Annotated in this window: 20 protein-coding genes; 9 read left to right on the top strand and 11 right to left on the bottom strand. The window is 57.5% G+C overall.

Annotated features, from left to right (window positions below; all coding sequences use genetic code 11):
- Window positions 1-2 precede the first annotated feature (2 nt).
- From aroA to gyrA, 7 genes are read right to left on the bottom strand one after another with little or no spacing between them, the layout of a single operon-like run.
- Window positions 3-1,331, bottom strand: coding sequence for a 3-phosphoshikimate 1-carboxyvinyltransferase (aroA, locus tag HH1059_RS02850; RefSeq protein ID WP_179948772.1), 1,329 nt, complete (start codon window positions 1,329-1,331; stop codon window positions 3-5).
- Window positions 1,328-2,203, bottom strand: a complete 876-nt coding sequence (locus tag HH1059_RS02845) for a prephenate dehydrogenase/arogenate dehydrogenase family protein (RefSeq protein WP_096408054.1) — start codon at window positions 2,201-2,203, stop codon at window positions 1,328-1,330. The genes aroA and HH1059_RS02845 overlap by 4 nt, the downstream gene beginning before the upstream one ends.
- Complete coding sequence (gene hisC, locus HH1059_RS02840) at window positions 2,200-3,339, bottom strand: histidinol-phosphate transaminase (protein ID WP_096408051.1); 1,140 nt, start codon at window positions 3,337-3,339, stop codon at window positions 2,200-2,202. Before hisC ends, HH1059_RS02845 begins: the two co-directional genes overlap by 4 nt.
- Before the next feature lie 11 nt (window positions 3,340-3,350).
- On the bottom strand, window positions 3,351-4,439 hold the full coding sequence (gene pheA / locus HH1059_RS02835; protein ID WP_096408049.1) for a prephenate dehydratase: 1,089 nt from the start codon (window positions 4,437-4,439) through the stop codon (window positions 3,351-3,353).
- 31 nt (window positions 4,440-4,470) lie between these two features.
- The gene (locus HH1059_RS02830) at window positions 4,471-5,640 is read right to left on the bottom strand and encodes a phosphoglycerate dehydrogenase (RefSeq protein WP_096408046.1); all 1,170 of its coding nucleotides are present in this window, start codon (window positions 5,638-5,640) and stop codon (window positions 4,471-4,473) included.
- Window positions 5,641-5,645: 5 nt separating this feature from the next.
- Window positions 5,646-6,725 (bottom strand): 3-phosphoserine/phosphohydroxythreonine transaminase, encoded by a 1,080-nt coding sequence (gene serC, locus HH1059_RS02825; RefSeq protein WP_096408044.1) that lies wholly within the window; start codon window positions 6,723-6,725, stop codon window positions 5,646-5,648.
- On the bottom strand, window positions 6,709-9,294 hold the full coding sequence (gene gyrA / locus HH1059_RS02820) for a DNA gyrase subunit A (RefSeq protein WP_096408041.1): 2,586 nt from the start codon (window positions 9,292-9,294) through the stop codon (window positions 6,709-6,711). Before gyrA ends, serC begins: the two co-directional genes overlap by 17 nt.
- Before the next feature lie 67 nt (window positions 9,295-9,361).
- On the opposite strand from gyrA, the gene HH1059_RS02815 reads away from it, so the two are divergent.
- A complete protein-coding gene (locus HH1059_RS02815) occupies window positions 9,362-11,101 on the top strand; it encodes a potassium/proton antiporter (RefSeq protein WP_231902005.1) in 1,740 nt (579 codons plus the stop codon).
- A gap of 246 nt (window positions 11,102-11,347) precedes the next feature.
- On the opposite strand, the gene HH1059_RS02810 is transcribed toward HH1059_RS02815, so the two are convergent.
- Complete coding sequence (locus HH1059_RS02810; protein ID WP_096408036.1) at window positions 11,348-12,211, bottom strand: DsbA family oxidoreductase; 864 nt, start codon at window positions 12,209-12,211, stop codon at window positions 11,348-11,350.
- A gap of 658 nt (window positions 12,212-12,869) precedes the next feature.
- A complete protein-coding gene (gene mtnA, locus HH1059_RS02805) occupies window positions 12,870-13,925 on the bottom strand; it encodes an S-methyl-5-thioribose-1-phosphate isomerase (RefSeq protein ID WP_096408034.1) in 1,056 nt (351 codons plus the stop codon).
- 40 nt (window positions 13,926-13,965) lie between these two features.
- Here mtnA and HH1059_RS02800 point away from each other — a divergent pair, with 40 nt between their 5' ends.
- The 5 genes from HH1059_RS02800 (at window position 13,966) to HH1059_RS02780 (ending at window position 18,299) form a co-directional block, all read left to right on the top strand.
- The gene (locus HH1059_RS02800; RefSeq protein WP_096408031.1) at window positions 13,966-15,297 is read left to right on the top strand and encodes a TRZ/ATZ family hydrolase; all 1,332 of its coding nucleotides are present in this window, start codon (window positions 13,966-13,968) and stop codon (window positions 15,295-15,297) included.
- A 44-nt stretch (window positions 15,298-15,341) separates the two neighbouring features.
- Window positions 15,342-16,112: a bifunctional 2-polyprenyl-6-hydroxyphenol methylase/3-demethylubiquinol 3-O-methyltransferase UbiG gene (gene ubiG, locus HH1059_RS02795; protein ID WP_096408028.1), complete on the top strand. Its 771-nt coding sequence runs from the start codon at window positions 15,342-15,344 to the stop codon at window positions 16,110-16,112.
- Between the two features lie 29 nt (window positions 16,113-16,141).
- Window positions 16,142-16,831 carry an HAD family hydrolase gene (locus HH1059_RS02790; RefSeq protein WP_096410303.1) on the top strand — a complete coding sequence of 230 codons (690 nt, stop codon included), beginning with the start codon at window positions 16,142-16,144 and terminating at the stop codon, window positions 16,829-16,831.
- Window positions 16,832-16,928: 97 nt separating this feature from the next.
- Window positions 16,929-17,510, top strand: coding sequence for a hypothetical protein (locus HH1059_RS02785; RefSeq protein ID WP_096408027.1), 582 nt, complete (start codon window positions 16,929-16,931; stop codon window positions 17,508-17,510).
- Window positions 17,511-17,570: 60 nt separating this feature from the next.
- Window positions 17,571-18,299 (top strand): sensor histidine kinase, encoded by a 729-nt coding sequence (locus HH1059_RS02780; protein WP_162549324.1) that lies wholly within the window; start codon window positions 17,571-17,573, stop codon window positions 18,297-18,299.
- Between the two features lie 27 nt (window positions 18,300-18,326).
- Here HH1059_RS02780 and HH1059_RS02775 read toward each other — a convergent pair whose 3' ends face one another.
- Window positions 18,327-19,955 carry a tetratricopeptide repeat-containing response regulator gene (locus HH1059_RS02775; protein WP_231902004.1) on the bottom strand — a complete coding sequence of 543 codons (1,629 nt, stop codon included), beginning with the start codon at window positions 19,953-19,955 and terminating at the stop codon, window positions 18,327-18,329.
- Between the two features lie 55 nt (window positions 19,956-20,010).
- Here HH1059_RS02775 and HH1059_RS02770 point away from each other — a divergent pair, with 55 nt between their 5' ends.
- Window positions 20,011-20,841 carry an SDR family oxidoreductase gene (locus tag HH1059_RS02770; protein WP_096408019.1) on the top strand — a complete coding sequence of 277 codons (831 nt, stop codon included), beginning with the start codon at window positions 20,011-20,013 and terminating at the stop codon, window positions 20,839-20,841.
- 34 nt (window positions 20,842-20,875) lie between these two features.
- Here HH1059_RS02770 and HH1059_RS02765 read toward each other — a convergent pair whose 3' ends face one another.
- Window positions 20,876-21,151, bottom strand: a complete 276-nt coding sequence (locus HH1059_RS02765; protein ID WP_096408016.1) for a hypothetical protein — start codon at window positions 21,149-21,151, stop codon at window positions 20,876-20,878.
- A gap of 133 nt (window positions 21,152-21,284) precedes the next feature.
- On the opposite strand from HH1059_RS02765, the gene HH1059_RS02760 reads away from it, so the two are divergent.
- Window positions 21,285-22,766, top strand: a complete 1,482-nt coding sequence (locus HH1059_RS02760; protein ID WP_096408014.1) for an SLC13 family permease — start codon at window positions 21,285-21,287, stop codon at window positions 22,764-22,766.
- Complete coding sequence (locus HH1059_RS02755; RefSeq protein ID WP_096408011.1) at window positions 22,766-23,539, top strand: succinate dehydrogenase cytochrome b subunit; 774 nt, start codon at window positions 22,766-22,768, stop codon at window positions 23,537-23,539. The genes HH1059_RS02760 and HH1059_RS02755 overlap by 1 nt, the downstream gene beginning before the upstream one ends.
- Window positions 23,540-23,559: the final 20 nt, after the last annotated feature.

Here is a 23,559-nt window from a genome sequence, read left to right as displayed (position 1 = left end):
ATTTATAAACTGCTCCCACAGATGCCGATCTCGGCCATCTGGCTGATAAATCCGGGATACGAGGTGGCAACATTAGCACAGTCAGCAATAGTTACCGGCCCCTCGGCGCGCAGCGAGGCAACGGCGGCTGCCATTGCGATGCGGTGATCGCCGTAGCTGTTGACTCGCCCGCCCTGCAGGTTTGGCTGCCCCTGGATACGCACGCCATCGTCCTGAGGCTCAGCGCTGACACCAAGACTCTGCAATGCCTCAGCCATTACCGCGATACGATCCGATTCCTTGACACGCAACTCGGCGGCGCCGGTCAAGACTGTCTCCCCCTGTGCACACGCAGCGGCTACGAACAGCGCCGGAAACTCGTCAATAGCCAGCGGCACCAGTTCTTCCGGAATATGGATACCCCGCAGCGGGGCATGCTGAATATGCAAATCGGCTACCGTCTCCCCACCCACCTCGCGTGTAGCCAGCACCTCTATCGCCGCCCCCATCAAGCGCAGGATTTCGTAGACTCCGGTGCGCGTCGGGTTCCACCCGACATGGCGGAGGGTCAAGTCTGAGCCAGGGGTTATAGCAGCCGCCACCATCGGGAAGGCCGCCGAAGATATGTCACTTGGCACATCTATTGATGTAGCCGACAAAGTGCCGCCACCTTCCAGGCACACAGTGTCACCATGGCGCTGCACCGAGTAACCGAACCCGGCCAGCATGCGCTCGGTATGATCGCGGGTAGGCGCCGGCTCGGTCACACAGGTCCGCCCCCGGGCATACATACCAGCCAGCAACAAGGCCGACTTGACCTGAGCACTAGCCAGCGGCATGTGATAGCTAATCCCGGTTAGCTCCCCTCCTGCCGCCAAGTGAAGCGGGGCTAAACCACCCTCAGCAGTAGTTATTTTAGCTCCCATTTGAGTGAGGGGCTCAGTAACCCTGCCCATCGGCCGCCGCCGCAGGGACTCGTCTCCGGTTAGGGTCAAGTCAAACGGCAAGCCCGCGAACAGGCCGCAGAGCAGACGCATAGATGTCCCCGAATTGCCCACATCAAGCACGCCCTCCGGCTCACGAAGCCCATGCCGTCCGACTCCATGGACAACCGCACGGCCATACTGTGGCCCTTCTATGGTAACGCCCAGGCGGCGAAAGACCTCGATAGTGGCTAAGACATCGGCCCCCTCAAGCAAACCCGCAATCTCGGTGCTGCCCTGCGCCAAGGCCCCAAGCATCACGGCGCGATGGGAGATCGACTTATCTCCGGGGACCCGCAGTTCGCCGCGAACACTACCACCAGGCTGAAACTGCCACGTCTCACCGCCGCCGTTCGCAGTCAGGCTCACTTACGTCCCTCCAGGATTTTTAAAAATCGTGCCCGTTCATCGCAGGCGTGCTGATAGACCCGCAAGACATGCTCATCGTTTTCAGCCTCAAGGGCATCGGTCAACTCTTGCAGATCGCTTTGATAGCGGCGCAGGGCGGCCACCAGCCACTCCCGGTTGGCAGCACTTATATCCCGCCACATGCGCGGATCTGATGAGGCAATGCGGGTAAAATCACGAAAACCACCGGCAGCGAGTTCAAAGATCTCCTGCCTATCATCCCAGCGCGCCAACGTATCAACCAAGGCGTAAGCCAGCGCATGGGGCAAGTGAGATGTCGCCGCCAGCACCTCATCGTGATGCTCCGGCTCCATCTTGACGACATCAGAACCTGCTGCCCGCCACATGCCCTCGACCCTCTCCAGGGCCTCAGGCGCTGTCTCTGCCAACGGCGTCAATACCACGCGGCGGCGCTCGTAGAGTTCGGCAAAGGCGGCATCCACGCCACTATGCTCGGTACCCGCGATTGGATGGCCAGGGACTAGCCATGCTGGTACCTCACCAAAGACCTGTCGCGCATCCTCGACCACAGAACCCTTGACGCTACCCACATCGGTCAGAACAGCGCTCGGCTCCAGGGCTCCGCGCAGCCGCCGAAAGATCTCCTGCATAGCACGCAGCGGCACGCAGACAACTACCACATCGGCACCCGCAGCAGCCTTGCTGGGATCCTGCTCCCACCTGTCGATAACTCCCAACTCCACAGCTCGCGCCAGCGAATCCCGATTGCGGCCACAGCCGACCACTTCGCCCACAACCCCCGCGCGCCGCAATGCCAGTGCCAGGGAACCGCCGATCAGGCCGACGCCGATAACGCACAAGCGTTTGATCACCTCACCCCCTTAAGTTGCTCGGCAAGTGCAGCGAGAAATGTCCGGTTCTCAGCCGGGGTTCCAACAGTTACCCGAATATGCCCCGGCAGTCCATAGGCGTCTACAGGGCGGACAATCACGCCACTGCGCAACAAACCCTCGTTTATTTGCGCCGCCTTGTCTCCCGCATCAAAGGTTAGAAAGTTACCCACCGAAGGTAGCGCCGCTACTCCTAGCTCGGCTAAACCACGCGCTAACACGTCGCGCTGTTCGTCATTGAGTGATACGGAACGCTCAATGTGTTCTTTATCTGCCAATGATGCTGCCGCTGCGGCCTGAGCTGGTGCCGAACAATTGAACGGCTGGCGTACCCGATTAAGCAGGTCGCCAACCTGGGGATGGGACAAGGCATAACCGACCCGCAAGCCACCAAGACCATGAACCTTGGAGAAGCTCCTAGTGACCACCAGGTTCGGATAATCATCAAGCCACTTACTGGCATCGGGATAACCGGACTCACTGGCAGCGTATTCAAAATAGGCTTCGTCGACCACAGCAATCGTGCTCACTGGAACTCGATCAAGAAAGCTGCGCAGTTCCAGCTCCTCAAGCCAAGTGCCTGTAGGATTATTGGGGTTGGCGACAAAAACCACCGCCACAGACTCGTCAATAAGCTCGGCCATTGCCGCCAGATCATGGCCGTGCGGCTGCGCTGCCTCAGGACCAAAGGCCGGCGTTACAATCGCCTCAGCCCCGGCCGCCTGGGTGACTATGGGGTACACCGCGAAGGCGTGCTCAGAGAACATCGCCTTACGACCGGGCTCGAGAAAGGCCATAGCCACCAACGCCAATACATCATTGGAGCCATTACCCAGGGTCACCCGCTCCGGCCCTACACCGTGGCGCTCGGCAATTGCTGCTTTAAGCTCAAAACCATTGCCGTCAGGATAGCGATGCGCCTCGCTGAGCATTGCCGCTGCAGCCTCTTGGGCCCGTGGGGATGGCCCGAGGGGATTCTCATTCGAGGCCAGCTTGATTACCCTCTCTAAACCGTACTCACGGCGCAGTTCGTCAATCGGTTTGCCCGGTTCATACGGCGCTAGGCCTTGTACTCCCGGAGTAGCTAACTGAATAAAGTCAAATGATTCGTTGGCCATGTCTCGCTCGCTCAAATCGCCCGCGGATAAGAACCCAGGATACGGAATAGGCTGGCCCGGTCACGCACCTCGCTGAGGGCCTCACTCAACTGCTCATCCTCGGCGTGCCCTTGGACATCGATGAAAAAGACATACTCCCACACCCCTTGCTGACGCGCCGGACGCGACTCGATCCGGGTCATGTCTATACCATTGCGCGCCAACGGCTCGAGAAGCTGGTACAGCAGCCCAGTTCGATTGGCGCTGGATACCACCAATGAGGTCTTATCGCGTCCACTTGGTGGCGGCGCACCGTAGCCGAGTACCAAGAAGCGGGTCGTATTGCCATGGTGATCTTCGATGCGCAGCTGCAATAACGGCAAACCATAGCGCTCAGCAGCTGCCTCGCTGGCGATAGCGGCCGATTTAGCGTCGAGCGCAGCCAACCGGGCGGCCTCTGCTGTGCTAGCCACCGGTAGCCGCTCCACCTCGGGTAGATGGACATCAAGCCACGCCCGGCACTGCGACAAACCTTGCTGATGCGAGTAGACTCGCTCGACTTCATCTAAGGCACGGGCATGGGAGGCTAGGGCGTGACGAATCCGCAACTCAACCTCACCGACAATTGCCAATTCGGAGCCAAGAAAGCGGTCAAGGGTATGGCTAACCACCCCCTCAGAGGAGTTCTCCACCGGCACCAAGCCATAATGGGCACTGCCCGACTCCACCTCCCGAAACACACTGCCAATTGTATTCTGGGGCGAGAATGTAGCGCCATGGCCGAAATGCTTGGTCGCCGCCTCTTCGGTGAAAGTACCGTGTGGCCCCAAAAAGGCGACTGTCAGCGGCTGCTGCAGGGCGCGGCAAGCCGACATCACCTCGCGGAACAAAACCGCGACCTGCTCATTACTTAGCGGCCCGGGATTAGCATCGCTTAGACGGCGCAGTATCTCGGCCTCGCGCTCAGGCCGATAGACCTGCACAGCCTCACCCCGCGCGGCCTTTACTTGGGCAACCTCTTCGGCCACCCGCGCCCGCTCGCTGACCAGCTCCAGAATCTGGTCATCTATACCATCTATACGCTGGCGCAGTTGCGCTAACTCATCTCGCGAATCCGTCATCGCTATCAGTTCGCTTTTTAATCCTCTGGGCTCAACGCAGCACTCGCACCTTGAGCACACCATCAATGGCGCTAAGTTGCTCTACAACGGAATCGGGGACACTGCCCTCGACATCGACCAAAGTGTAGGCCAACTTCTCGCGTGCCTTATTGAACATGTCATCGATATTGAGCCCGGCCTGAGCCAACAAACCTGAGATTTGGCCAAGCATATTCGGCACATTGGCATTGACTACGCACAGCCGATCACCCTTACTGCCCCGCGGCATGCTCATATCAGGGAAGTTGACCGCATTGCGGATATTGCCCAACTCGAGATATTCACGCAGCTGATCTGCCACCATGATGGCGCAGTTCTCCTGCGCCTCCAAGGTCGACGCCCCTAAGTGCGGCAAAGTAACTACCTTGGGATGGTCCTTAATGGCATTGCTCGGGAAGTCACACACATAGGAGCGCAACCGACCCTCATCCAGCGCCCTAATAACGTCGGCCTCTTCCACCACCTCAGAGCGTGAGAAGTTGAGCAGCGTCGCCCCCTCGTGCACCTGCGCCAGACGCGAGGCATCGATCAAGCCGCGAGTAGCCTCGACTAAGGGGACATGCACGGTAATGATATCCGAGCGCGCCATCACATCACCGACGCTATGCGCCGACTCAACTCCGGCATCAAGTTGCCAGGCAGCATCTACGGTAATCTGCGGATCGTAGCCGACGACATTCATCCCCAGGGCTCGCGCACTGTTAGCCACCTTCACCCCGATTGCGCCAAGCCCAACTATGCCCAGGGTACGCCCGGGCAGTTCGAAACCGACATAGTTCTTTTTGTTCGCCTCCATCGCCTCATGCAACTGCTCATCGCTTCCCTTGAGGTTGCGCGCGTACTCCCAAGCCGGGCAAATGTTGCGCGCAGCGATTAGCATGCCAGCAATGGTTAGCTCCTTAACCGCATTGGCGTTAGCACCCGGGGCATTGAACACCGGCACCCCGCGGTTGGTGAGCTCAGCCACCGGCACATTGTTCACCCCGGCGCCAGCCCGCCCTACTGCCAACACCGAGTCGGGGATTTCACGCTCATGCAGATCTGCCGAACGAACCATAACCGCATCCGGGTGGGCGATATCCGAAGATGTCTCGAAGCGCTCGCGCGGCAGCCGATCAAGCCCCTTCACCGAGATATTATTGAGTGTAAGTATCCTGTACATGATCACTACCCATTGCGCTTTTCAAAATCGGCCATGAACTCAATCAGTCGATCGACCCCAGCTTCGGGCATGGCGTTGTAGATAGAGGCGCGCATCCCGCCTACCGAGCGGTGGCCCTTGAGGGTGGTGAGGCCAACGGCCTGTGCTTCCTCGAGAAACTTGGCATCGAGAGAAGAATCGGCGAGGACGAACGGCACATTCATCCAGGAGCGGTTCTCTGGCGCCACCGGGTTGGAATAGAAGCTGGAATTATCGATAGCGGAGTAGAGCTTCTGCGCTTTACGCTGATTTATCTCAGCCATCTTCTCTAAGCCGCCGAGCTCCTTTAGCCACTGGAAGACCAATCCGGCTATATAGAGCGGATACGTAGCCGGTGTGTTGAGCATCGAATCGGCATCAGCTTGCTGCTTGTAATCCCAAACCGTCGGTGTCTGTGCCATGGCCCCACCGAGCAGATCATCGCGCACAATAACCAGGGTCACCCCGGCTGGCCCGATATTCTTTTGCGCCCCAGCATAGATAAGGCCAAACTTGCTGACATCCAGCGGCCGCGACAAGAGGTTGGATGACATATCGGCAACTAGCGGCTTATCACCGACCTCTGGGGTCCAAGTAAACTCAACCCCACTAATAGTCTCATTGGGGGTGATGTGCACATAGGCAGCATCGTCGGCTAGCTGCCACTCAGAGAACTCTGGCACATGCATTAGGTCAGGCTCGCCGGAGGCGGCGACATTTACCTGACAGAATTTCTTGGCCTCGCTGATGGCCTTTTTCGACCACGAACCGGTATAGACATAATCGGCCCTATTAGCTCCACGCAGCAGATTCATCGGCACTGCTGAGAACTGACCGGTAGCCCCGCCCTGCAGGAAGAGGACACGGTAATTGTCCGGGATATTCAGCAACTCGCGCAGATCCGCCTCAGCACGCTCGGCGATTGAGACATAGGCCTTGCCGCGGTGACTCATCTCCATGACCGACATGCCCGTCCCCTGCCAATCTAGCATCTCTTCGGCAGCACGGCGCATGACACTCTCCGGCAGCATTGCCGGCCCAGCACTGAAGTTATAGACTCTGCTCATCGTCACCTCTTTGTTCGTCTGACTCACCGTTTTCCTCTTCACCCAGAGCCTCAACCCGCTCTAGGCCGACCAAATACTCATCTCTATCCAGGCTGATCAGCTTGACACCCTGGGTATTGCGGCCCACGCGGGAGATATCGGCAACCGGCGTTCGCACTAAGGTACCATTGCGTGTGACCAGCATGATCTCATCATCCTCAGAGGCCTGCACCGCACCGACCACCTTGCCGTTACGTGCCGAAGTACGGATGCATATTACCCCCCGACCACCGCGCCTGCGCAGCGGATACTCCTCAACTGGAGTCCGCTTACCAAAGCCGTGCTCGGTGGTAGCCAGGACATCCCCCTCACCAAGTATCAACAAGGCGATTACCCGCTGGCCCTGCTCTAACCCAATACCCCGCACACCGCCGGCGGTCCTACCCATGGCGCGGACATCCGCTTCGTGAAAGCGCAGCGCGTTACCGGCGTCCGAGATGAGCATTACCTGGCGTTGGCCATTGGTTATCGCGGCATCGACAAGGGTATCGTCGCCGCGCAAATCGACCGCAATAATGCCACTCGGTCGCGGTCGAGAGAAGTGCGATAGGGGGGTCTTCTTGACCGTCCCATTGCGGGTGGCCATAAAGACAAAGTGGTCAGAATCAAACTCGCGAACCGGCACTACAGCGTTAATCCGCTCATTCTCGGCTAACGGCAGCAAGTTGACCATCGGCCGCCCGCGCGAGGCACGCGTCCCCTGCGGCAGCTCGTAGACCTTGCGCCAGTAGCACTTACCGGTGCTCGAGAAGCACAGCAGGGTATCGTGGGTATTGGCGATAAACAGCTTGTCGATGAAGTCCTCATCCTTCATCGCAGTGGCACTTTTACCACGCCCTCCCCGGCGCTGGGCGCGGTAGCCGTCTAACGGCTGCGCCTTAACATAGCCGTGGTGGGAGAGGGTAACCACCATGTCCTCTTCGCTAATCAGGTCTTCGAGCGCCAGCTCAGCGGTATCCTCGCGGATCTCGGTCTTACGCTCATCGGCGTATTGATCGCGCAGCTCGACTAGCTCCTCACGGATAACCTCCATGAGCCTTTCGCCACTCTCCAGGATGTGAATTAGCTCGGCGATTCTTTCCAGCAACTTGCTGTACTCGTCGACGATCTTATCCTGCTCCATGGCGGTCAGCCGGTGTAAGCGCAGATCAAGGATAGCCTGCGCCTGGGCCTCTGAGAGGCGATAGACGCCGCTTTGCGGATCCAGCCCCAAGCCCTGCGCCAGCCCCTCTGGGCGGGTAGCTTCTGCCCCGGCGCGCTCGAGCATCTGCGTAACCACGCCGGGGCGCCAGTCGCGCCGCACCAACTCGGCTTTGGCCTCACTAGGCCCGGCAGAGGATTTGATTAGCGCTATAACTTCATCAATATTGGCCAGCGCCACGGCCAGTCCTTCGAGGACATGAGCCCGCTCGCGAGCCTTGCGTAGCTCATATACGGTCCGCCGGGTCACCACCTCACGGCGATGGCGGATAAAGGCCTCAAGGACCTGCTTCAGATTCAGTGTCCGCGGCTCTCCCTCATGCAGGGCTACCATGTTAATGCCGAAAACAGTCTGCATCTGGGTGTGGCGATAGAGGTTATTGAGGATTATCTCGCCAGCCTCGCCGCGCTTGAGCTCGATGACAATGCGGATACCCTCCTTATCCGACTCATCGCGCAGCTCAGAGATGCCTTCAAGACGCCGCTCTTTGACCAGTTCAGCAATCTTCTCAACCAGGCGCGCCTTGTTGACCTGGTAAGGCAGCTCATTAACTACTATCCGTTCCCGGTCACCATCCATGGCCTCGACATTGGCCCGGGCCCGCATCACCATACGTCCGCGTCCGCTGCGATAGGCCTGATGAATGCCGGCAGTGCCAAAGATTATGCCGCCGGTCGGCAGATCAGGTGCCGGCAGGCGCTCAATCAATGTCTCGAGGGGGGTCTGCTCGTCATCAATCAGGGCCAGGCAAGCATCAACAACCTCACGCAGGTTGTGCGGCGGAATATTGGTTGCCATGCCGACAGCTATGCCCGATCCGCCATTGACCAGCAAATTGGGCAGCTTGGTCGGCAGAACCTGAGGTTCATACTCAGAGCCGTCGTAGTTGGCACCGAAATCGACCGTCTCCTTATCGATATCGGCGAGCATCTCATGGGCAAGGCGCGCCATGCGAACTTCGGTATAGCGCATGGCGGCAGGCGAGTCGCCGTCGATGGAGCCAAAGTTACCTTGGCCGTCGACTAGGCGGTAACGCATGCTGAAGGTCTGCGCCAACCTGACTATAGTGTCGTAAACAGCGGCATCGCCATGGGGGTGATACTTACCGATCACGTCACCCACAACGCGGGCAGATTTCTTGTAAGGTTTATTATAGTCGTTACCGAGTTCGCGCATGGCATAAAGCACTCGCCGATGGACGGGTTTAAGACCATCGCGAACATCAGGCAGGGCACGTCCCACGATTACGCTCATAGCGTAATCAAGGTAGGACTGACGCATCTCGTCTTCGAGGTTTACTGGCAGAATTTCACGGGCAACGCCGGACATTTGTGATTCTCAAGCCGTTAATGCTTAAAGGGACAATGGTACCATACCGACGCCGTTATAAGAGCGCATGGGGTCTTACTTGGAGCTTACCAATCAGCTAATCCTGTTTGGCGCAGGACTATTGTTGATCAGCATCATCGCCAGCGCCGTCTCTGATCGGCTCGGCGCGCCGATGCTGCTCGCCTTCCTCGCCATCGGCATGATCCTCGGTGAAGATGGGCTGTTTGGCATCAGCTTCGATGACATTCAAGCAGCACACTTAATCGGCAGCCTCGCCTTAGCCATTATTCTCTTCGACGGTGGCTTACGCACCCAGTTCTCGACTTTCCGAGTGGCCCTCAAGCCGGCGATCACCTTAGCTACTCTCGGAGTAGTCATGACCGCCGGCATAACCGCGCTTGCGGTTAGCTGGCTGTTTGAGCTGAGCTGGGAACAAGCGCTCCTGGTAGGCGCCATAGTCAGCTCCACGGATGCTGCAGCAGTATTCGGCTTGCTCCATTCGCGCGGCCTTGAACTTAAGCAGCGGGTAGGCGCCACCTTGGAGATCGAGTCGGGCAGTAACGATCCGATGGCCATCCTGCTGACCATCTTGCTCGTCGAGATCTTAGTCCAACAACCCGACTCATTAGCCCTAGCCGCGCTTGCTGAGCTGATCCAGCAGATGGGGCTGGGGACGATACTGGGCATTGCCGGCGGCATCCTGCTAGCTGCGACTATAAACCGCATTAACCTCAGCCCCGGACTCTACCCCCTGCTCGCCCTAGGTGGCGGTTTAGCGATCTTTGGTAGCGCTGCAGTGCTCGGCGGCAGCGGCTTCCTAGCTGCCTATCTAGCCGGCCTGATGATGGGCAATCGCCGCCTCCAGGCGGCACAAAACATCCGCCGCTTCCACGACGGCTTCGCCTGGCTGGCTCAGATAACTATGTTTGTGGTCCTCGGCCTACTGGTAACCCCTAGCGAGCTGCTCCCCATCGCCGGCAGCGCAATACTTGTAGCAGCAACCCTGATCCTTATCGCCCGGCCGTTGGCCGTTATAGTCTGCCTGGCCCCCTTCCGCTTCCCATGGCGCGAACAGGCCTTCATCTCATGGGTCGGATTGCGTGGCGCGGTACCTATTATCCTGGCGCTATTCCCTCTCTTAGCGGGCATAGAGGATGCCGAGCTATTCTTCAACGTCGCCTTCTTTGTGGTCTTGGTCTCCCTGATAGTCCAAGGCTGGACTATTGCCCCGGCGGCACGACTTTTAGGGCTCGAAGTACCCCCGGACAGCGGCGCCAATCTCCGCCAAGAGATCGACGTCCCGCAACAGACCGATTACGAGATTGTTGTCTACCGGATTAGCAGCAAATCTCCTGCCCAGCACAAGCCGGTTAACACGATTACCCTGCCCGAATCGGCGCAAGTCGCGGCACTTTTTCGCGATGGCAAGGCGCTAAGAGACCCGCAGCGCCAGATCCTCAAGTCGGGCGATTACATTTATCTGGTAACCTTGCCTAAAGATATCAGCGCTTTGGATCGCATTTTCGTGGCACCTGATGGGCCCAGCTACCTTGAAGAGCAACGTTTCTTCGGCGAGTTCACACTCGATGGCCAGACCCGCTTAATCGACCTAGCAACAGCTTACGGGGTCTCAGTACCGCAGGGGGCTCAACCAGAGGAGACGCTTAGCGACTATCTGCTATGGATCTTTAATGGTAAGGCGGTAGTCGGTGACCGGGTGAGGATCGATAACCTGCAGTTTACGGTACGGGAGATTGAGGACGGGGAGATTCGCTCGGTGGGAATGAGGCTCAGTAAGGATGGTTGAGGCCAACGCGCTTGTGCTGAGGCACGGCACAAGGACAAGCAGATACTTGGCGCAAGGATTTGCCCCACGATCGCATCGACGTGCTTAATGACTTAATGCCCTTAGGGCGCCTTAAAAGCTCCCCCCTTGAGCCATTTGCCGCTCCGGCGTGGAGGACGCCGTGAATCCATCCCTGGAGGTTTCATGGCGCCATCCCTAGCGCCAAGACCTCCACACCGGAGCAGCTAAACGGCTCAGGGGGAGCTTTTAGAGCTTTCCTTCGATCAAAACCCCGTTACCAGCGCTAATCCGGCGCACCTGCCCTTGGGCAGATAGCTCATTGATAACCTCTTCGCACTCTGCAGGTGATAATTCAAACACCGTCTCAATCTCAACAGGTGCAACACGGCCATACTGACGCAGAAACTTGAGTATGCTCTCCGGGGTTGCTGCTGGCACTTGGCCTTTGAGATTACCGTCAGTTAAATCACTAATCTTGCGCTCAAATGCGCTGTAGCGCTGATACCCCGGCAGCAACATCTCGCGACCTTGATAGCGCAACAGAAATGACGGGAACCCGCGCACACCGTATTGCTGCGCTAGCTCACGGTCGGCTTGAAAGGCCTCGTTAGCAGAACCGTCATCAAGGTGGCGGCGAAACCTTTCAACATCGACCCCAACCTCTTCGGCTATCTCCAGGAGAACCTCCTGCCTGCCCGTCTCCCTTGCCTGAGCTGCCGAAGCCTCACGCAGCCGCCGCAAAAACCCAGGGGCAAGTTCCGGAGAACTCAACTCCGCCGCTTTAACGGCAATGTTTTGCGGGAAAGTGGATACAGCCTGCTGTGAAAACAACCGGAACCCTTCCGTGCGCACCGGCATACCGTGGCGCTGCGATGCCTCCAGCCAATGGCGCGCCACTTGTTCATTAGAGCGCTCCGGATCACCCCCTATATCGTTAGCAGGGTCGTAAAAGGCCCGAATATCTGCCACCAACCCACCCATGACATAACTTATCTCCAGGCGCTCGCCGTAGCAGACCTGCAGCTTGCGCAATATCGGCTCACTGCCCCAACACCAAGTGCAGACCGGGTCAGTAAAGGCAAAAACAAGCAGTCTATTACTAGCTGTCATAAGACCAAACGTACCTTCACACAGAAGCTATTAGAACCTACTTACCTAACCAACTAACCAACTAACCAACTAGCTAAGTCACTAACCACCCAGATGCTATGACCACAAGACATCTAGCGGCAAACTCTGCCGCTCTTGAAATCCTCTCCGGTCTGAAGACCGGAGGTCCCTCCGGCACCAAGCACGGCATTGGTCCGCCCCTGAGCTACCCTTCCCTGCCCTGAACGACAGGGCTTGTCGCGCACAAGGTCAAAAAGACGCCAAACAACCAAGCCGCCGCTAGTGCAGCAACGCCCCTACTACGTCTAGTAACCTGCTACGTCTAGAAGTCCGCTTGCGGCGGCAACGCCTCGCCCAGGTTCACGCATTTAGCGGAGCAGCGCTGCGCAGCCAAACCAGACCCGCAGGGCGCTCGCAGGGATGCGAGCGCCGGCCATGCGCGCATGGAAGCGCGCTTGGCCGGTCTTGGCGTAGCAGCGCGACCGCGGAGCGATCGCGTGAACCTGGGCGAGGCGTTGCCGCCGCAAGCAGACCACTAGACGTAGCAGTCGCGCGCGAAAGCGCGCTTAGCCGGCTTTGGCAAGCAGCGCGACCGCGGAGCGATCGCGTGAACCTGGGCGAGGCGTTGCCGCCGCAAGCGGACTACTAAAAACAGCACTCACTCAAACAACCGCGCCATCGACTCCGCATCCGGCCCATGCACCACACCCACCTCAGTAACAATCACATCAACCAACTCCGCCGGCGTAACATCAAAAACCGGATTCCAAGCACCAACCCCCTCAGCCACCGGCGCAACCCGTTGCCCACCGGCCGCCAGAACCTCCTCAGCCCCCCGCGACTCGATAGGGATCTGCTCCCCATCAGCTAACTGCATATCAATAGTAGAAGTCGGCGCAACCACCATAAAGCGCACCCCATGCTGGCGGGCGCACAAAGCGGCAGAATAAGTACCAATCTTATTCGCCACATCGCCATTAGCGGCAATCCGATCGGCACCAACAATCACCCAATCAACCGCGCCCGAACGCATCAAAGCAGCGCCAGCTCCATCAACCAGCAAGTCGACCGGGATACCGTCGGCAGCCAATTCCCAGGCAGTTAAGCGCGAGCCCTGCAGCCACGGCCGAGTTTCATCAGCGAATACCCTGCTGATCCGCCCATCCGCCCAAGCAGTTCGAATAACCCCCAGAGCTGTACCCAAACCACCAGTCGCCAGCGAACCAGTATTGCAGTGGGTTAACACCCCGCTACCGCTGTGGATCAACGCCGCCCCCGATCGCCCCATGCGCCGATTAGCCGCAACATCTTCCTCATGCACAGCGTGAGCCTCAGCCAGCATCTGCGGCCACGGATCGGCAGCAGCCGGCAAGGTCATAGCAAGCTTATGCATCCGCTGCAAGGCCCAAGCCAAATTGACAGCCGTCGGCCGCGAACAGCGCAGCTCCTCCAACCCTTGCATCATCTGCTTCTGCCAACTTTCGGCGTGATTGCGCCAGGCATCCCGGGCGGCAAAAGCGGCACCGTAAGCGGCCGCAATACCGATAGCCGGAGCCCCACGCACAACCATATCGGCTATGGCTGTGGCAACCGAGCTGGCATCGTTACAATCTACATATACCTCCTGCCCCGGCAATAGACGCTGATCGAGCAGGCGCAATGTATCATCGACCCATTCCAGGGCCCTGACTGTATCGTGGGAGATCGCAACCAAGACGTGATAACCTCTTTCCGGAATTCAAGGGAGTACTATTATGGAGCGAGTAGACAGTTTGATCCACGCCCGCTGGGTGATCCCCGTCGAGCCTGAGGGGGCGGTACTGGAAAATTTCGGCGTTGCCATCGAGGCCGGGCGCATAGTCGACCTAGCACCGAGCGCGGAACTAAATAGCCGCTATACCAGCGGGCAGGTCCGTAATCTTGACCAGCACGCCCTAATACCCGGCCTGATCAACTCCCACACCCACGCGGCGATGACGCTGCTGCGCGGCTTGGCCGACGATCTGCCGCTCATGACCTGGCTTACCGAGCACATCTGGCCGGCTGAACAGCGCTGGGTAGGGGAAGAGTTTGTCCGTGCTGGCAGTACACTAGCAATAGGAGAGATGCTGCGCGGCGGAGTAACCTGCTTTAACGACATGTACTTCTTCCCCGAGCAGACCGCTCAAGCTGCCAAGGATGCCGGGATGCGCGCGGTTATCGGCATGATTGTGATTAATGTCCCCAGCGCATACGCCTCCGGTCCGCAAGAGTACCTGCACAAAGGGCTGGAATTTCACGACAAGTACAAAGACGACCCACTCATTCGACCGATATTCTCCCCCCACGCACCATACACCGTTGATGAGCAGTGGCTAACTCAGGTACGCACCTACTCTGACGAGTTGCAGCTGCCTATTCATATGCATGTGCACGAAACGGCCGATGAAATAAGTGGCAGCCTGGATCAGCACGGCAAACGGCCACTCCAGCGCCTTGACGAGATGGGCCTGGTATCGCCTCACCTGCTGGCCATCCACGCCACTCAACTCGAAGAGGCCGAGATCGAACGCCTAGCCGAGGCCGGTGCCCATGTGGTCCACTGCCCGGAATCAAACCTTAAGCTAGCCAGCGGCTTTTGTCCCAGCGCCGCACTTGATGAGGCAGGCGTTAATGTTGCCCTGGGGACCGACAGCGCTGCTAGTAACAACGATTTAGACATGATCGGCGAGATGCGCACCGCGGCCCTACTGGGTAAAGCTGTCGCCGCCAACGCCGCCGCTATCCCCGCATCACGGGTGCTGCGCATGGCCACCCTCAACGGCGCCCAGGCGCTCGGCATCGATGATCTAGTGGGCTCAATTGAACCAGGCAAACAGGCCGACCTAGCTGCGATAAATCTCAATGAAATTGAGCTTAGCCCCATCTACAACCCCTTATCCCACCTCGTCTACGCGACCAACCGCCAGCATGTCAGCGACGTCTGGGTAGCCGGAAAAAATCTGGTCAGAGAGGGGCGCCTGAGCACTGTTGACAAGACCCAAGCGATCAAACAGGCCGAATACTGGCGCAGCCAAATTGCTGCGGAGAACTCTAAATCCGTCTAATTCTATGGTTAAATTTAAAGCAATCTTTCGGGATTAAAGAGAAAATGGCCGGGCATAGTGATAAGGGCACTTGTACAGCAAATAAAAGTTCGCGGAACGAGGATAACTCTGCCACCGCACTATTCAACGCGACCACTGATTGGTGGGACCCGCAGGGCAGCCTGCGCACGCTCCATGATATCAACCCGACACGAGTAAGCTGGATCGCCGAGCGGATCGGCGGCCTGAGAGGCAAGCGAATTCTCGATGTCGGCGCCGGCGGTGGCATTCTTGCTGCGGCACTAGCGCGATCTGGTGCCCAAGTGATGGCAATAGACACTGCCGCACAAGCCTTGCAAAGCGCCAAACTTCACGCCGAGGATGAGGGCCTAGAGGGGATGGAGTTTCGCTGCTGCACTGTCGAAGAGTTAGCCGACGAGGCAGAGCGCAATAACATCGAACCTTTTGACGCGGTTGTGTGCATGGAGCTACTAGAACACGCCCCATATCCAGGCTCAATAATCGAGTCATGCGCTTGTTTACTACGTGACGGCGGAGATGCCTGCTTCTCAACCATTAACCGCACTCATAAGGCTTACGCCTTTGTCATCCTCGGCGCCGAGTATCTACTCGGCTTGATACCTAGAGGGACCCATCAGTACAACAAGCTAATATGCCCCGCGGAGCTATCTCATTGGGCCCGTCAGAGCGGCTTGGAGCTTATCCAACTACGCGGCCTAGGCTACAACCCAATCACCCGCAACGCCTGGGTCAACAGAGATACAACCATGAATTACTTAGCCCATTTTCGCCACAAGTCGCAATTGCAGAACTAGTGCTGGATAACTTCAAGGAGCTTCATGCCATGGCAAGTAGTGCCCTTGAGCGCACATTCGATCATACTGCGGCACTAATCTTTGACCTCGACGGGACACTCGTCGACACTGCCCCAGACCTCATCTGTTGTATTGATGAACTGCTGGCCGAGAACGATCGTCCTGCGATCTCCCCACACGAGCTGCGCAGCACTGCATCTCACGGCGCTAATGCCATGATATGCCACGCCTTTTCACTTACCCCTGAGGCTACTATAACCAAGCGACTAGAGTCTGAACTGATCCGGCGCTACCGCCAGCGGATCGCTGACAAGAGCCGCCTGTTTCCCGGCATGGCGCAAGTCTTAGACATAGCAGATGCCGTCGGCATACCCTGGGGGGTGGTTACCAACAAACCTCAGTATTTAACCGAACCACTGCTTGATAAGCTAGGATTGAGCAACAGAGCTACAGTAGTGGTTAGCGGGGACACCCTTGCCAAGGCTAAACCCGATCCTCTGCCAATGCGCTTCGCAGCTCATAGCTTGGGACGCTCCCCTAGTGACTGCATCGCTATTGGTGATGCACGCAGAGACATCGAATCCGCCAGCAGCGCGGGAGCAAAAAGCCTTGTGGCCCTGTTTGGCTATCTCAACGCCGGTGACCGACCTACTCACTGGGGAGCTCACGCGCTAATCCGCCAACCTGAAGAGATCATTGAGTGGATCACCATCAGATAGCCTTGATTAAGGGGCAAACAACCCTGATTAAGGGATGGACGTTTTGCCTATCATGGCCGACAATTCAGTCTGACATCACTTCTGGAGACACCTCAAAATGCGACCCCGTTATATTCCCCTAGCCATCCTGGCGCCGCTCGCAATTCCAGCTCAAGCCACTGATTTTCTCCATCACCCTGTGCTTGAGACGGATCTATTCATCTCGGGGGGGCTTTACGACGATGTCGATAATACTATGCTGGGTGGCGGATTGGGCATCACCGGCCATATTGGTCCATTCTACGTCCACGGCTCTGCAGAGGGGCTAGACGAGAGCGACGGAACTGCCGAGGCCCTAAAGGGCAAGTTCGCCGTGGGTGCCCTGGGACGCTGGGACGCTCAGCAAACGGTCATCCTCGAGCTGGGCGGCAGGTACCTGGATAGCTCCTGGCAAGGCGACTGGGAGGGAGAACGCACCGATATCGCCGTTGAGTTGGGATTCCGCGGCCAATCTCACCACATTCAAACCGATCTGCGTGCCGTCATGCTCTACCCCACAGATGATGACGCCAACGTCCAGGCCGGCGGACGCATCGACATACTAACCCTTAATGAAGACGGCAGGTATGGGTTCTTGATAAGTGGTGAATACCTTACTGATGAGCAGAACGTTAGAGTAGGTCTACGGCGCCGCTTTTGAGGCATGCTCTCTAGGCAACCCCCCAAGAACTCATTCAGCGAGCAGAGAGATCGACCAGCTATGAGCACCCCCGACCCAGAGGAGAAGAGTGTAGACTTCTCGGTCCTACTTGCATCCAGCATTCACGACATCAAGAATTCGCTTGGCTTCGTCCTCAGCAAGCTAGACCAAGCCCTTATTGAGGACTCAGGACGGCTTGAGTTTTCTCCAGAGCTGGCCGTAGAACTGAACCACGAAGCCAAACGTGCCAACAAGGCCCTGATTCAGTTGCTTTCTCTCTACCGCATGGAGAGTAAGCAGTATGTCCTCCAACGACAAAACGTAGATATCGATGATTTCTTCGATGACTGTCGTTTGCGCCATGATACCCTCCTTAAACGCAAGGAATTAGCTCTGGAGGTCCAGGTTGCTCAGGGTTTATTCGCCGAAATTGACCCCTATTTGGTTGAGGGCGTCCTTGATAATCTGGTCATAAACGCCATGCGCTTTGCCCAAAGCCGGATTAGGATCGCGGCCAGAATGCTCGACTCAGCAGATTTGGAGATTCGCGTTGAAGATGACGGCCCGGGGTTTCCTGAAGAGGTGCATACAGTCGGAGCAGACGGCTCGGTAAGCCATTACCGGCCGAGCAAATTTGCTGCTGGCGATACTAAACTCGGGCTTTACTTTTGCGAGATGGTGGCCCACCTGCACCAGCACGGCAACAAGACAGGATCGATATGTGTCTCTAGCGGAGGAGAGCTAGGTGGCGGCATCGTGGCAATCAAATTACCGATTGCAGCCGCATAAAATAATTACCACACAACTCAACAATACCTAATAGGGCTGGTCTTGGCCACGCAGACGCTTGGAGACCCCCTGCAGGCTGTGTAGCTTGGTGTTCTGTGGGTCCAGCTGCTCTACCCGGTCCAGACACGACTCAGCCTGTCTTAATAGCGAGCCACTGTCATCGCCCTGCTTAGCCAACATTAAATATACTTGGGCCGCATTCAGATTTACCGTAACGTTCATGGACAACTCTTTGAGGGCTTGCTCAAAGAGCCTCACTGAATCTTGAAGCTTGCCTTGCCGAGCCAAAGCAACCCCACGATTATTCTTATCCCGCACATCTTGAGTGAGGGCCTTGATCGTACGCTCGCCCTCCTCGCCCATACCCGATTTAGCAAGCAGGGCTTGGGCCTGGTTTATTACCTTCTCATCATCATGGTGGTTTTTTACTGCTTGCTTAATGGTTGCCATGCCCAGTTCAGTATCACCCTGAGTCAAGGCAGCCTGACCCAACTCGAGGGCAACCTTGGCTGAGACATTACCGCCAAGATTGTTGTAGGCATCGCCAGCCTGAGCATAGGCTTTTGCAGCCTGCTCCTCACGACCAAGCTCGCGGTAAACTGCAGCCTCGGCGAGAGCGGCTTCCACGCCTGCCTCCCCACGCCCGCGAGCCTCGCGGCGCATATCCCCCAAGGTCTGCTCGATGTTTATCTCTGGGGCACCTCGCACTGCCTGAATCTTGGCCAACTCAGCGTAATCTGTATGCGAGCGCTGTACCGAGCCTTTGCCTAAAGCTGCCGCGCGCCTATAGGCTCGCTCTGCGGTCTCAGTATCTCCGGCGCTGCGCGCCACCTCGCCCAAGCGGCGCTGCCTAACCACCGAATTGGGTGAAATATCCAGCGCCTTATCAAGCAACTGCTGCGCCTGGGGGATATCATCGATACGCACCAGGACGTCAGCGAGCAGGTCATAAGCCTCCATATAATTTGGGTGCTCATCCAAAGCCTCCTGGAGCTGCTTGCGGGCCTCTGCCAGCTTTCCCTGAGCCATGCGCACCCGGCCAATACCGGTCAGGGCCCAAGCCACCCGGCGGCTTTGCAACGCTTCGCGGCATACCTGCTCGGCTTGCTCATGGCGGGCAAGGCGCAAGCAGTAATCGAGCTTCAGGCGCATCAACTCGTCGGGATTGCCCACCCCCTTTGCAAGAAATTGATCACAGACCTCGATCGCGCGCTCATACGCCCCTAAACTAACCGCGTAATCAATCGCACGCAGCCCCTGGCGACGCAATAGATGGCGCTCTATACGCTTAGCCAACAGGGCTTGAGCTAATGGTTTGGTCAGATAATCATCCGGCTGGTGCTCCACCGTCCCCATAACCCGGTAGTGGGCACTCTCCGCCGTTACCATAATAAAAACGGTTGAAAGCCTGATTAAGCCACGATATCTGGCCTCTTCCAAGACCTGTTGACCATCCTTGCCCCGGCCCAGATTGTAGTCGCACAAAACAACATCGAAATCGCCATTATCGAGAGCTTCCAGGGCCCGTTCACCAGTGCTGACATCGGTGACATTCTTGATGCCGATACTGCGCAGCATCTCGCGCAATGTCGAGCGCATGTTGGGGATATCGTCAACCACCAACGCACTCTTATTGGAATAATCTATCTCACCCATTTGTCGCGTACCCACATGATTACTACCTGCCATATCTTTGCTAAGCTTACCGGTAATGTCGACTCAACATAATAACCTAAATATTGTTATCACCGGGGCGAGCCGCGGACTTGGCCTTGCTCTGGGCAGGGAGTTCGTCAAGCGGGGGGATGGCTTGGTCATCTGCTCGCGCAGTCAGTCCTCTCTGGAGCTGGCCCTAGATGAACTCAAAGGACATGCCAGCGATTCTAGTGTCGTCAGCGGTGTAACCTGCGATACAAGCTCCCCCTCGGCAATGGCAAACTTCGCCGCATTTGCCAAAGACCGGCTTGGCCATATCGATCGCTGGATTAACAATGCGGGGACTGCTGGCGAACATAAACGCCCACTTTGGGAGCTAAGTAATGAGGACATAGCCAGCACGTGCAATACCAACCTCACTGGTGCCGTGCTCGGATGCGCCGAAGCCGTCCGGTTGATGAGGGATCAGAAAGGGGCCTCAGAACCTAAGTACCACATCTTCAATCTCGGCTTTTCAAATTTTGGCGCTAACAATTCACGCACCCCGGTGCCCCATAAAGCCAGTAAACTAGGGGTGGCTGCCCTGACCAGGCACTTGGCACGCGAATTGCGGGAAAATAGCGAGCGATCTATAGGTGTCCACGAGATCAGCCCCGGGCTTGTTCACACCGAACTGCTCTTGCGTGATACCAACGAGCAAATCAAGCAGATAATCGCCATCCTCGCTGAGCAACCCGAACCAGTCGCTCGAGTACTAGCACCGAAAATAAGAGCGGCCCGAGGCACAAACACCACTATAAGACATCGCTCCACACTGGCTATGCTCTGGCGGGCGGCGCGCTGCATTCCTGCCATAAGCAGGATCAGCAAGGAGTCACACCGATAAAGAGGGAATCAGCCCGTACTAGGCCACTGATCAACTAGACCTTTTCGTCGATTTTCAGGCCCTTGCCAACCTCATCCGCGCTTTTCTCACTAATCTCGTGCAACTCCTCAGCGCCGACCTTCTCCAGTGCATCATTTACCGCTGCCAGGGCCTCGGCATACTCATTCTTCTTATCCCGCGCAACATCAAGATGTTCGCGCAGTACCTGAGTCTGATCCTCGCGGGTTTGCTGTGCCTGCTGCTGCGCTTGATAGCCTTGGTAGGCACCAACTGCACCTACAATAGCGCCGGCGGCTGCCAGGGTACTCATATGGCCCCCTACGTATGTATCCCGTTCCTATCTGTTATCTTAAACTAAACAGCAACCACATTACCAGAAAGGACTTGAGAATTAGCATGGTTGTAGTTCACGCTAGCGCTTTCCCGAGCATGGTGAGGTGTTCATGGAATCTTATAGGCAGCGCATCGGGCTTTTCCTCGGACCAATAGTGTTCATCGTCGGCCTACTCCTTGGGCCTCCCGGCGGGCTGGAACAAGCAGAGTGGATGGTAGCCGTGGTCGTTATACTGATGGCGATCTGGTGGATCAGCGAAGCGCTGCCCCTGGCTGCTACCGCCCTAGTTCCCGTCGTTGCCTTTCCAGCTCTCGGAGTGATGCCGGTCGGAGATGTGACACAGGCCTACGGTAACCACCTTATTTTCCTATTCCTCGGTGGTTTTTTTATCGCCGTAACGATGCAGCGCTGGAACCTACACCGGCGCATCGCGCTGCATACCATCAACTTGGTCGGCCCGCAGCCGCAGCGCATGATCCTCGGCTTCATGCTCGCCACCGCCGGCTTATCAATGTGGATCAGCAACACCGCTACGGCGATGATGATGCTGCCGATCGCCCTCGCCGTGCTGACCCAAAGCCGCGACGAGGCGCACTCGCGCGGTGAGGAGCTAGCTCCCGGATTCGGCATAGCACTCATGCTCGGGGTTGCCTACGCTGCCTCCATCGGTGGTATTGCTACCCTTATCGGCACCCCGCCTAATGCCGTGCTCGCTGGACAGTTAGAAGAGCTCTACGATGTCGACATCACCTTCGCTAGCTGGATGGCCTTCGGCCTGCCTATGGCGGTTATCTTTCTCGCCATAACCTGGCTATTTCTTGCCTGCGGCCGTAACTGCCGGAACATCAAAACTTTACCCGGAGGGCAGGAGCGAATCCGCGCTGAGCTGAACGAGATAGGCGGCATGGACAGCGCCGAGAAGCGCGTTCTCATAGTCTTCGTAACCGTTGCCCTAGCCTGGATCATGCGTGGCTTCCTGCCCGATGGCGTACTTGATGAGCTGGGCGATGCCAGCATTGCTATTGCCGGTGCCCTGGCCCTCTTTCTGTTGCCCTCCGGCAAACAGAAGGGTGAACGCCTGCTTGACTGGGAGACCGCCGCCAAAATCCCCTGGGACATAGTGCTCCTGTTCGGTGGCGGCTTCGCTATCGCCGCTGGCTTCTCGGCTACTGGCCTCTCGGAGACCCTGGCAGAGAGCCTAGAGGTGCTAGGCGGCGTCCCCATCATCTTGATAATCGCAGCTTGTGTCGCCTTAGTGGTATTTCTCACTGAGGTGACTTCTAATACCGCAACCGCTACAGTATTTATACCGCTGATGGGGGCCTTGGCGGTCGCTACCGGCTTCAACCCGTTGGTGCTAATGGCCGCAGTCGCCGTAGCCGCCTCCTGCGCCTTCATGTTACCGGTCGCCACCCCCCCTAACGCCGTGGTATTCGGCAGTCGCGCGCTGAGCGTACCGGACATGGCGCGTGCCGGACTAGTGCTGAACATGGTAACCATCTTGTTGACGACCCTGTTCGTCTACTTCCTCTTGCCGGTAGTAATGGGTATCGAGCTGACCGGCGCGATTGAGCAAGGGGCTTCCAAGTAATGGCGAGCAAACAAGACCACCCGAGCAATGGCAACAACCAAGTCGACGGCTTGGCGCACGGCTTAGCCAATCCCGCAACGCCACGCGCACGGCCGGGCTGCAACCGCTGGCTTGAACTGTGGCGCTCGCAACTCGGCAAGAAGTACGCCATGGCCATCAGCGGGTTTATCCTCATCGCCTACGTGCTAGTCCATTTGCTCGGCACCTTGAAGGTCTTCGCTGGCCCTGAGGCGACTAACGCCTACGCCGACTGGCTGCGCACCGTCGGCTCGCCGCTGCTGCCCGAGTACTTTGCCATCTGGGCCCTGCGGGTAATCCTGCTGCTCAGTGTAATCGTCCACATCGTCGCTGCTGTTCAACTAGTCCGGCTAGCCCGCGCGGCCCGCCCTGTAGAGTATGCCGCCCGCGAACACCGCACAGTAGATATCGCCTCGCGCACCATGCGTTGGGGCGGGGTGATAATAACCCTGTTCATTATCTTCCATGTACTACACCTGACCACCGGCCACGCCCATCACGACTTCAGCGCCGACGTCTACCGCAATATTGTCAGTGGCTTCCAACAGTGGTACGTATCACTGTTCTATATTATTGCTTGTGCCGCGCTGGCGCTGCACATCTACCACGGCCTGTGGAGTGCCCTGCAGACCATGGGCTCGACTTATCGCGGCTTTCATCGCGGTGGGCGCTCGCCTGCCGTAGTAGTCGCTGTAGTGATTGGCCTCGGCAACATCTCGCTGCCACTAGCGGTTATGGTTGGGGTAATTGAGTGATGGCCAAGACGGAGCAAAGC

It is taken from the genome of Halorhodospira halochloris, from assembly GCF_002356555.2.
Classification (GTDB): Bacteria; Pseudomonadota; Gammaproteobacteria; order Nitrococcales; family Halorhodospiraceae; genus Halorhodospira; species Halorhodospira halochloris.
The sequence above is the reverse complement of the archived record's forward strand: the minus strand, read 5'-3'. Positions and strand labels throughout refer to the sequence as shown.

Coding starts and splice junctions, on each gene's coding strand:
- HH1059_RS02765 (WP_096408016.1), bottom strand. CDS start 21,151: ATGAGTACCCTGGCAGCCGCCGGCGCTATTGTAGGTGCAGTTGGTGCC.
- HH1059_RS02815 (WP_231902005.1), top strand. CDS start 9,362: ATGGGGTCTTACTTGGAGCTTACCAATCAGCTAATCCTGTTTGGCGCA.
- HH1059_RS02780 (WP_162549324.1), top strand. CDS start 17,571: ATGAGCACCCCCGACCCAGAGGAGAAGAGTGTAGACTTCTCGGTCCTA.
- serC (WP_096408044.1), bottom strand. CDS start 6,725: ATGAGCAGAGTCTATAACTTCAGTGCTGGGCCGGCAATGCTGCCGGAG.
- ubiG (WP_096408028.1), top strand. CDS start 15,342: ATGGCCGGGCATAGTGATAAGGGCACTTGTACAGCAAATAAAAGTTCG.
- HH1059_RS02800 (WP_096408031.1), top strand. CDS start 13,966: ATGGAGCGAGTAGACAGTTTGATCCACGCCCGCTGGGTGATCCCCGTC.
- HH1059_RS02790 (WP_096410303.1), top strand. CDS start 16,142: ATGGCAAGTAGTGCCCTTGAGCGCACATTCGATCATACTGCGGCACTA.
- HH1059_RS02755 (WP_096408011.1), top strand. CDS start 22,766: ATGGCGAGCAAACAAGACCACCCGAGCAATGGCAACAACCAAGTCGAC.
- hisC (WP_096408051.1), bottom strand. CDS start 3,339: ATGGCCAACGAATCATTTGACTTTATTCAGTTAGCTACTCCGGGAGTA.
- HH1059_RS02810 (WP_096408036.1), bottom strand. CDS start 12,211: ATGACAGCTAGTAATAGACTGCTTGTTTTTGCCTTTACTGACCCGGTC.
- HH1059_RS02830 (WP_096408046.1), bottom strand. CDS start 5,640: ATGTACAGGATACTTACACTCAATAATATCTCGGTGAAGGGGCTTGAT.
- HH1059_RS02770 (WP_096408019.1), top strand. CDS start 20,011: ATGTCGACTCAACATAATAACCTAAATATTGTTATCACCGGGGCGAGC.
- HH1059_RS02785 (WP_096408027.1), top strand. CDS start 16,929: ATGCGACCCCGTTATATTCCCCTAGCCATCCTGGCGCCGCTCGCAATT.
- gyrA (WP_096408041.1), bottom strand. CDS start 9,294: ATGTCCGGCGTTGCCCGTGAAATTCTGCCAGTAAACCTCGAAGACGAG.
- pheA (WP_096408049.1), bottom strand. CDS start 4,439: ATGACGGATTCGCGAGATGAGTTAGCGCAACTGCGCCAGCGTATAGAT.
- HH1059_RS02760 (WP_096408014.1), top strand. CDS start 21,285: ATGGAATCTTATAGGCAGCGCATCGGGCTTTTCCTCGGACCAATAGTG.
- HH1059_RS02775 (WP_231902004.1), bottom strand. CDS start 19,955: ATGGGTGAGATAGATTATTCCAATAAGAGTGCGTTGGTGGTTGACGAT.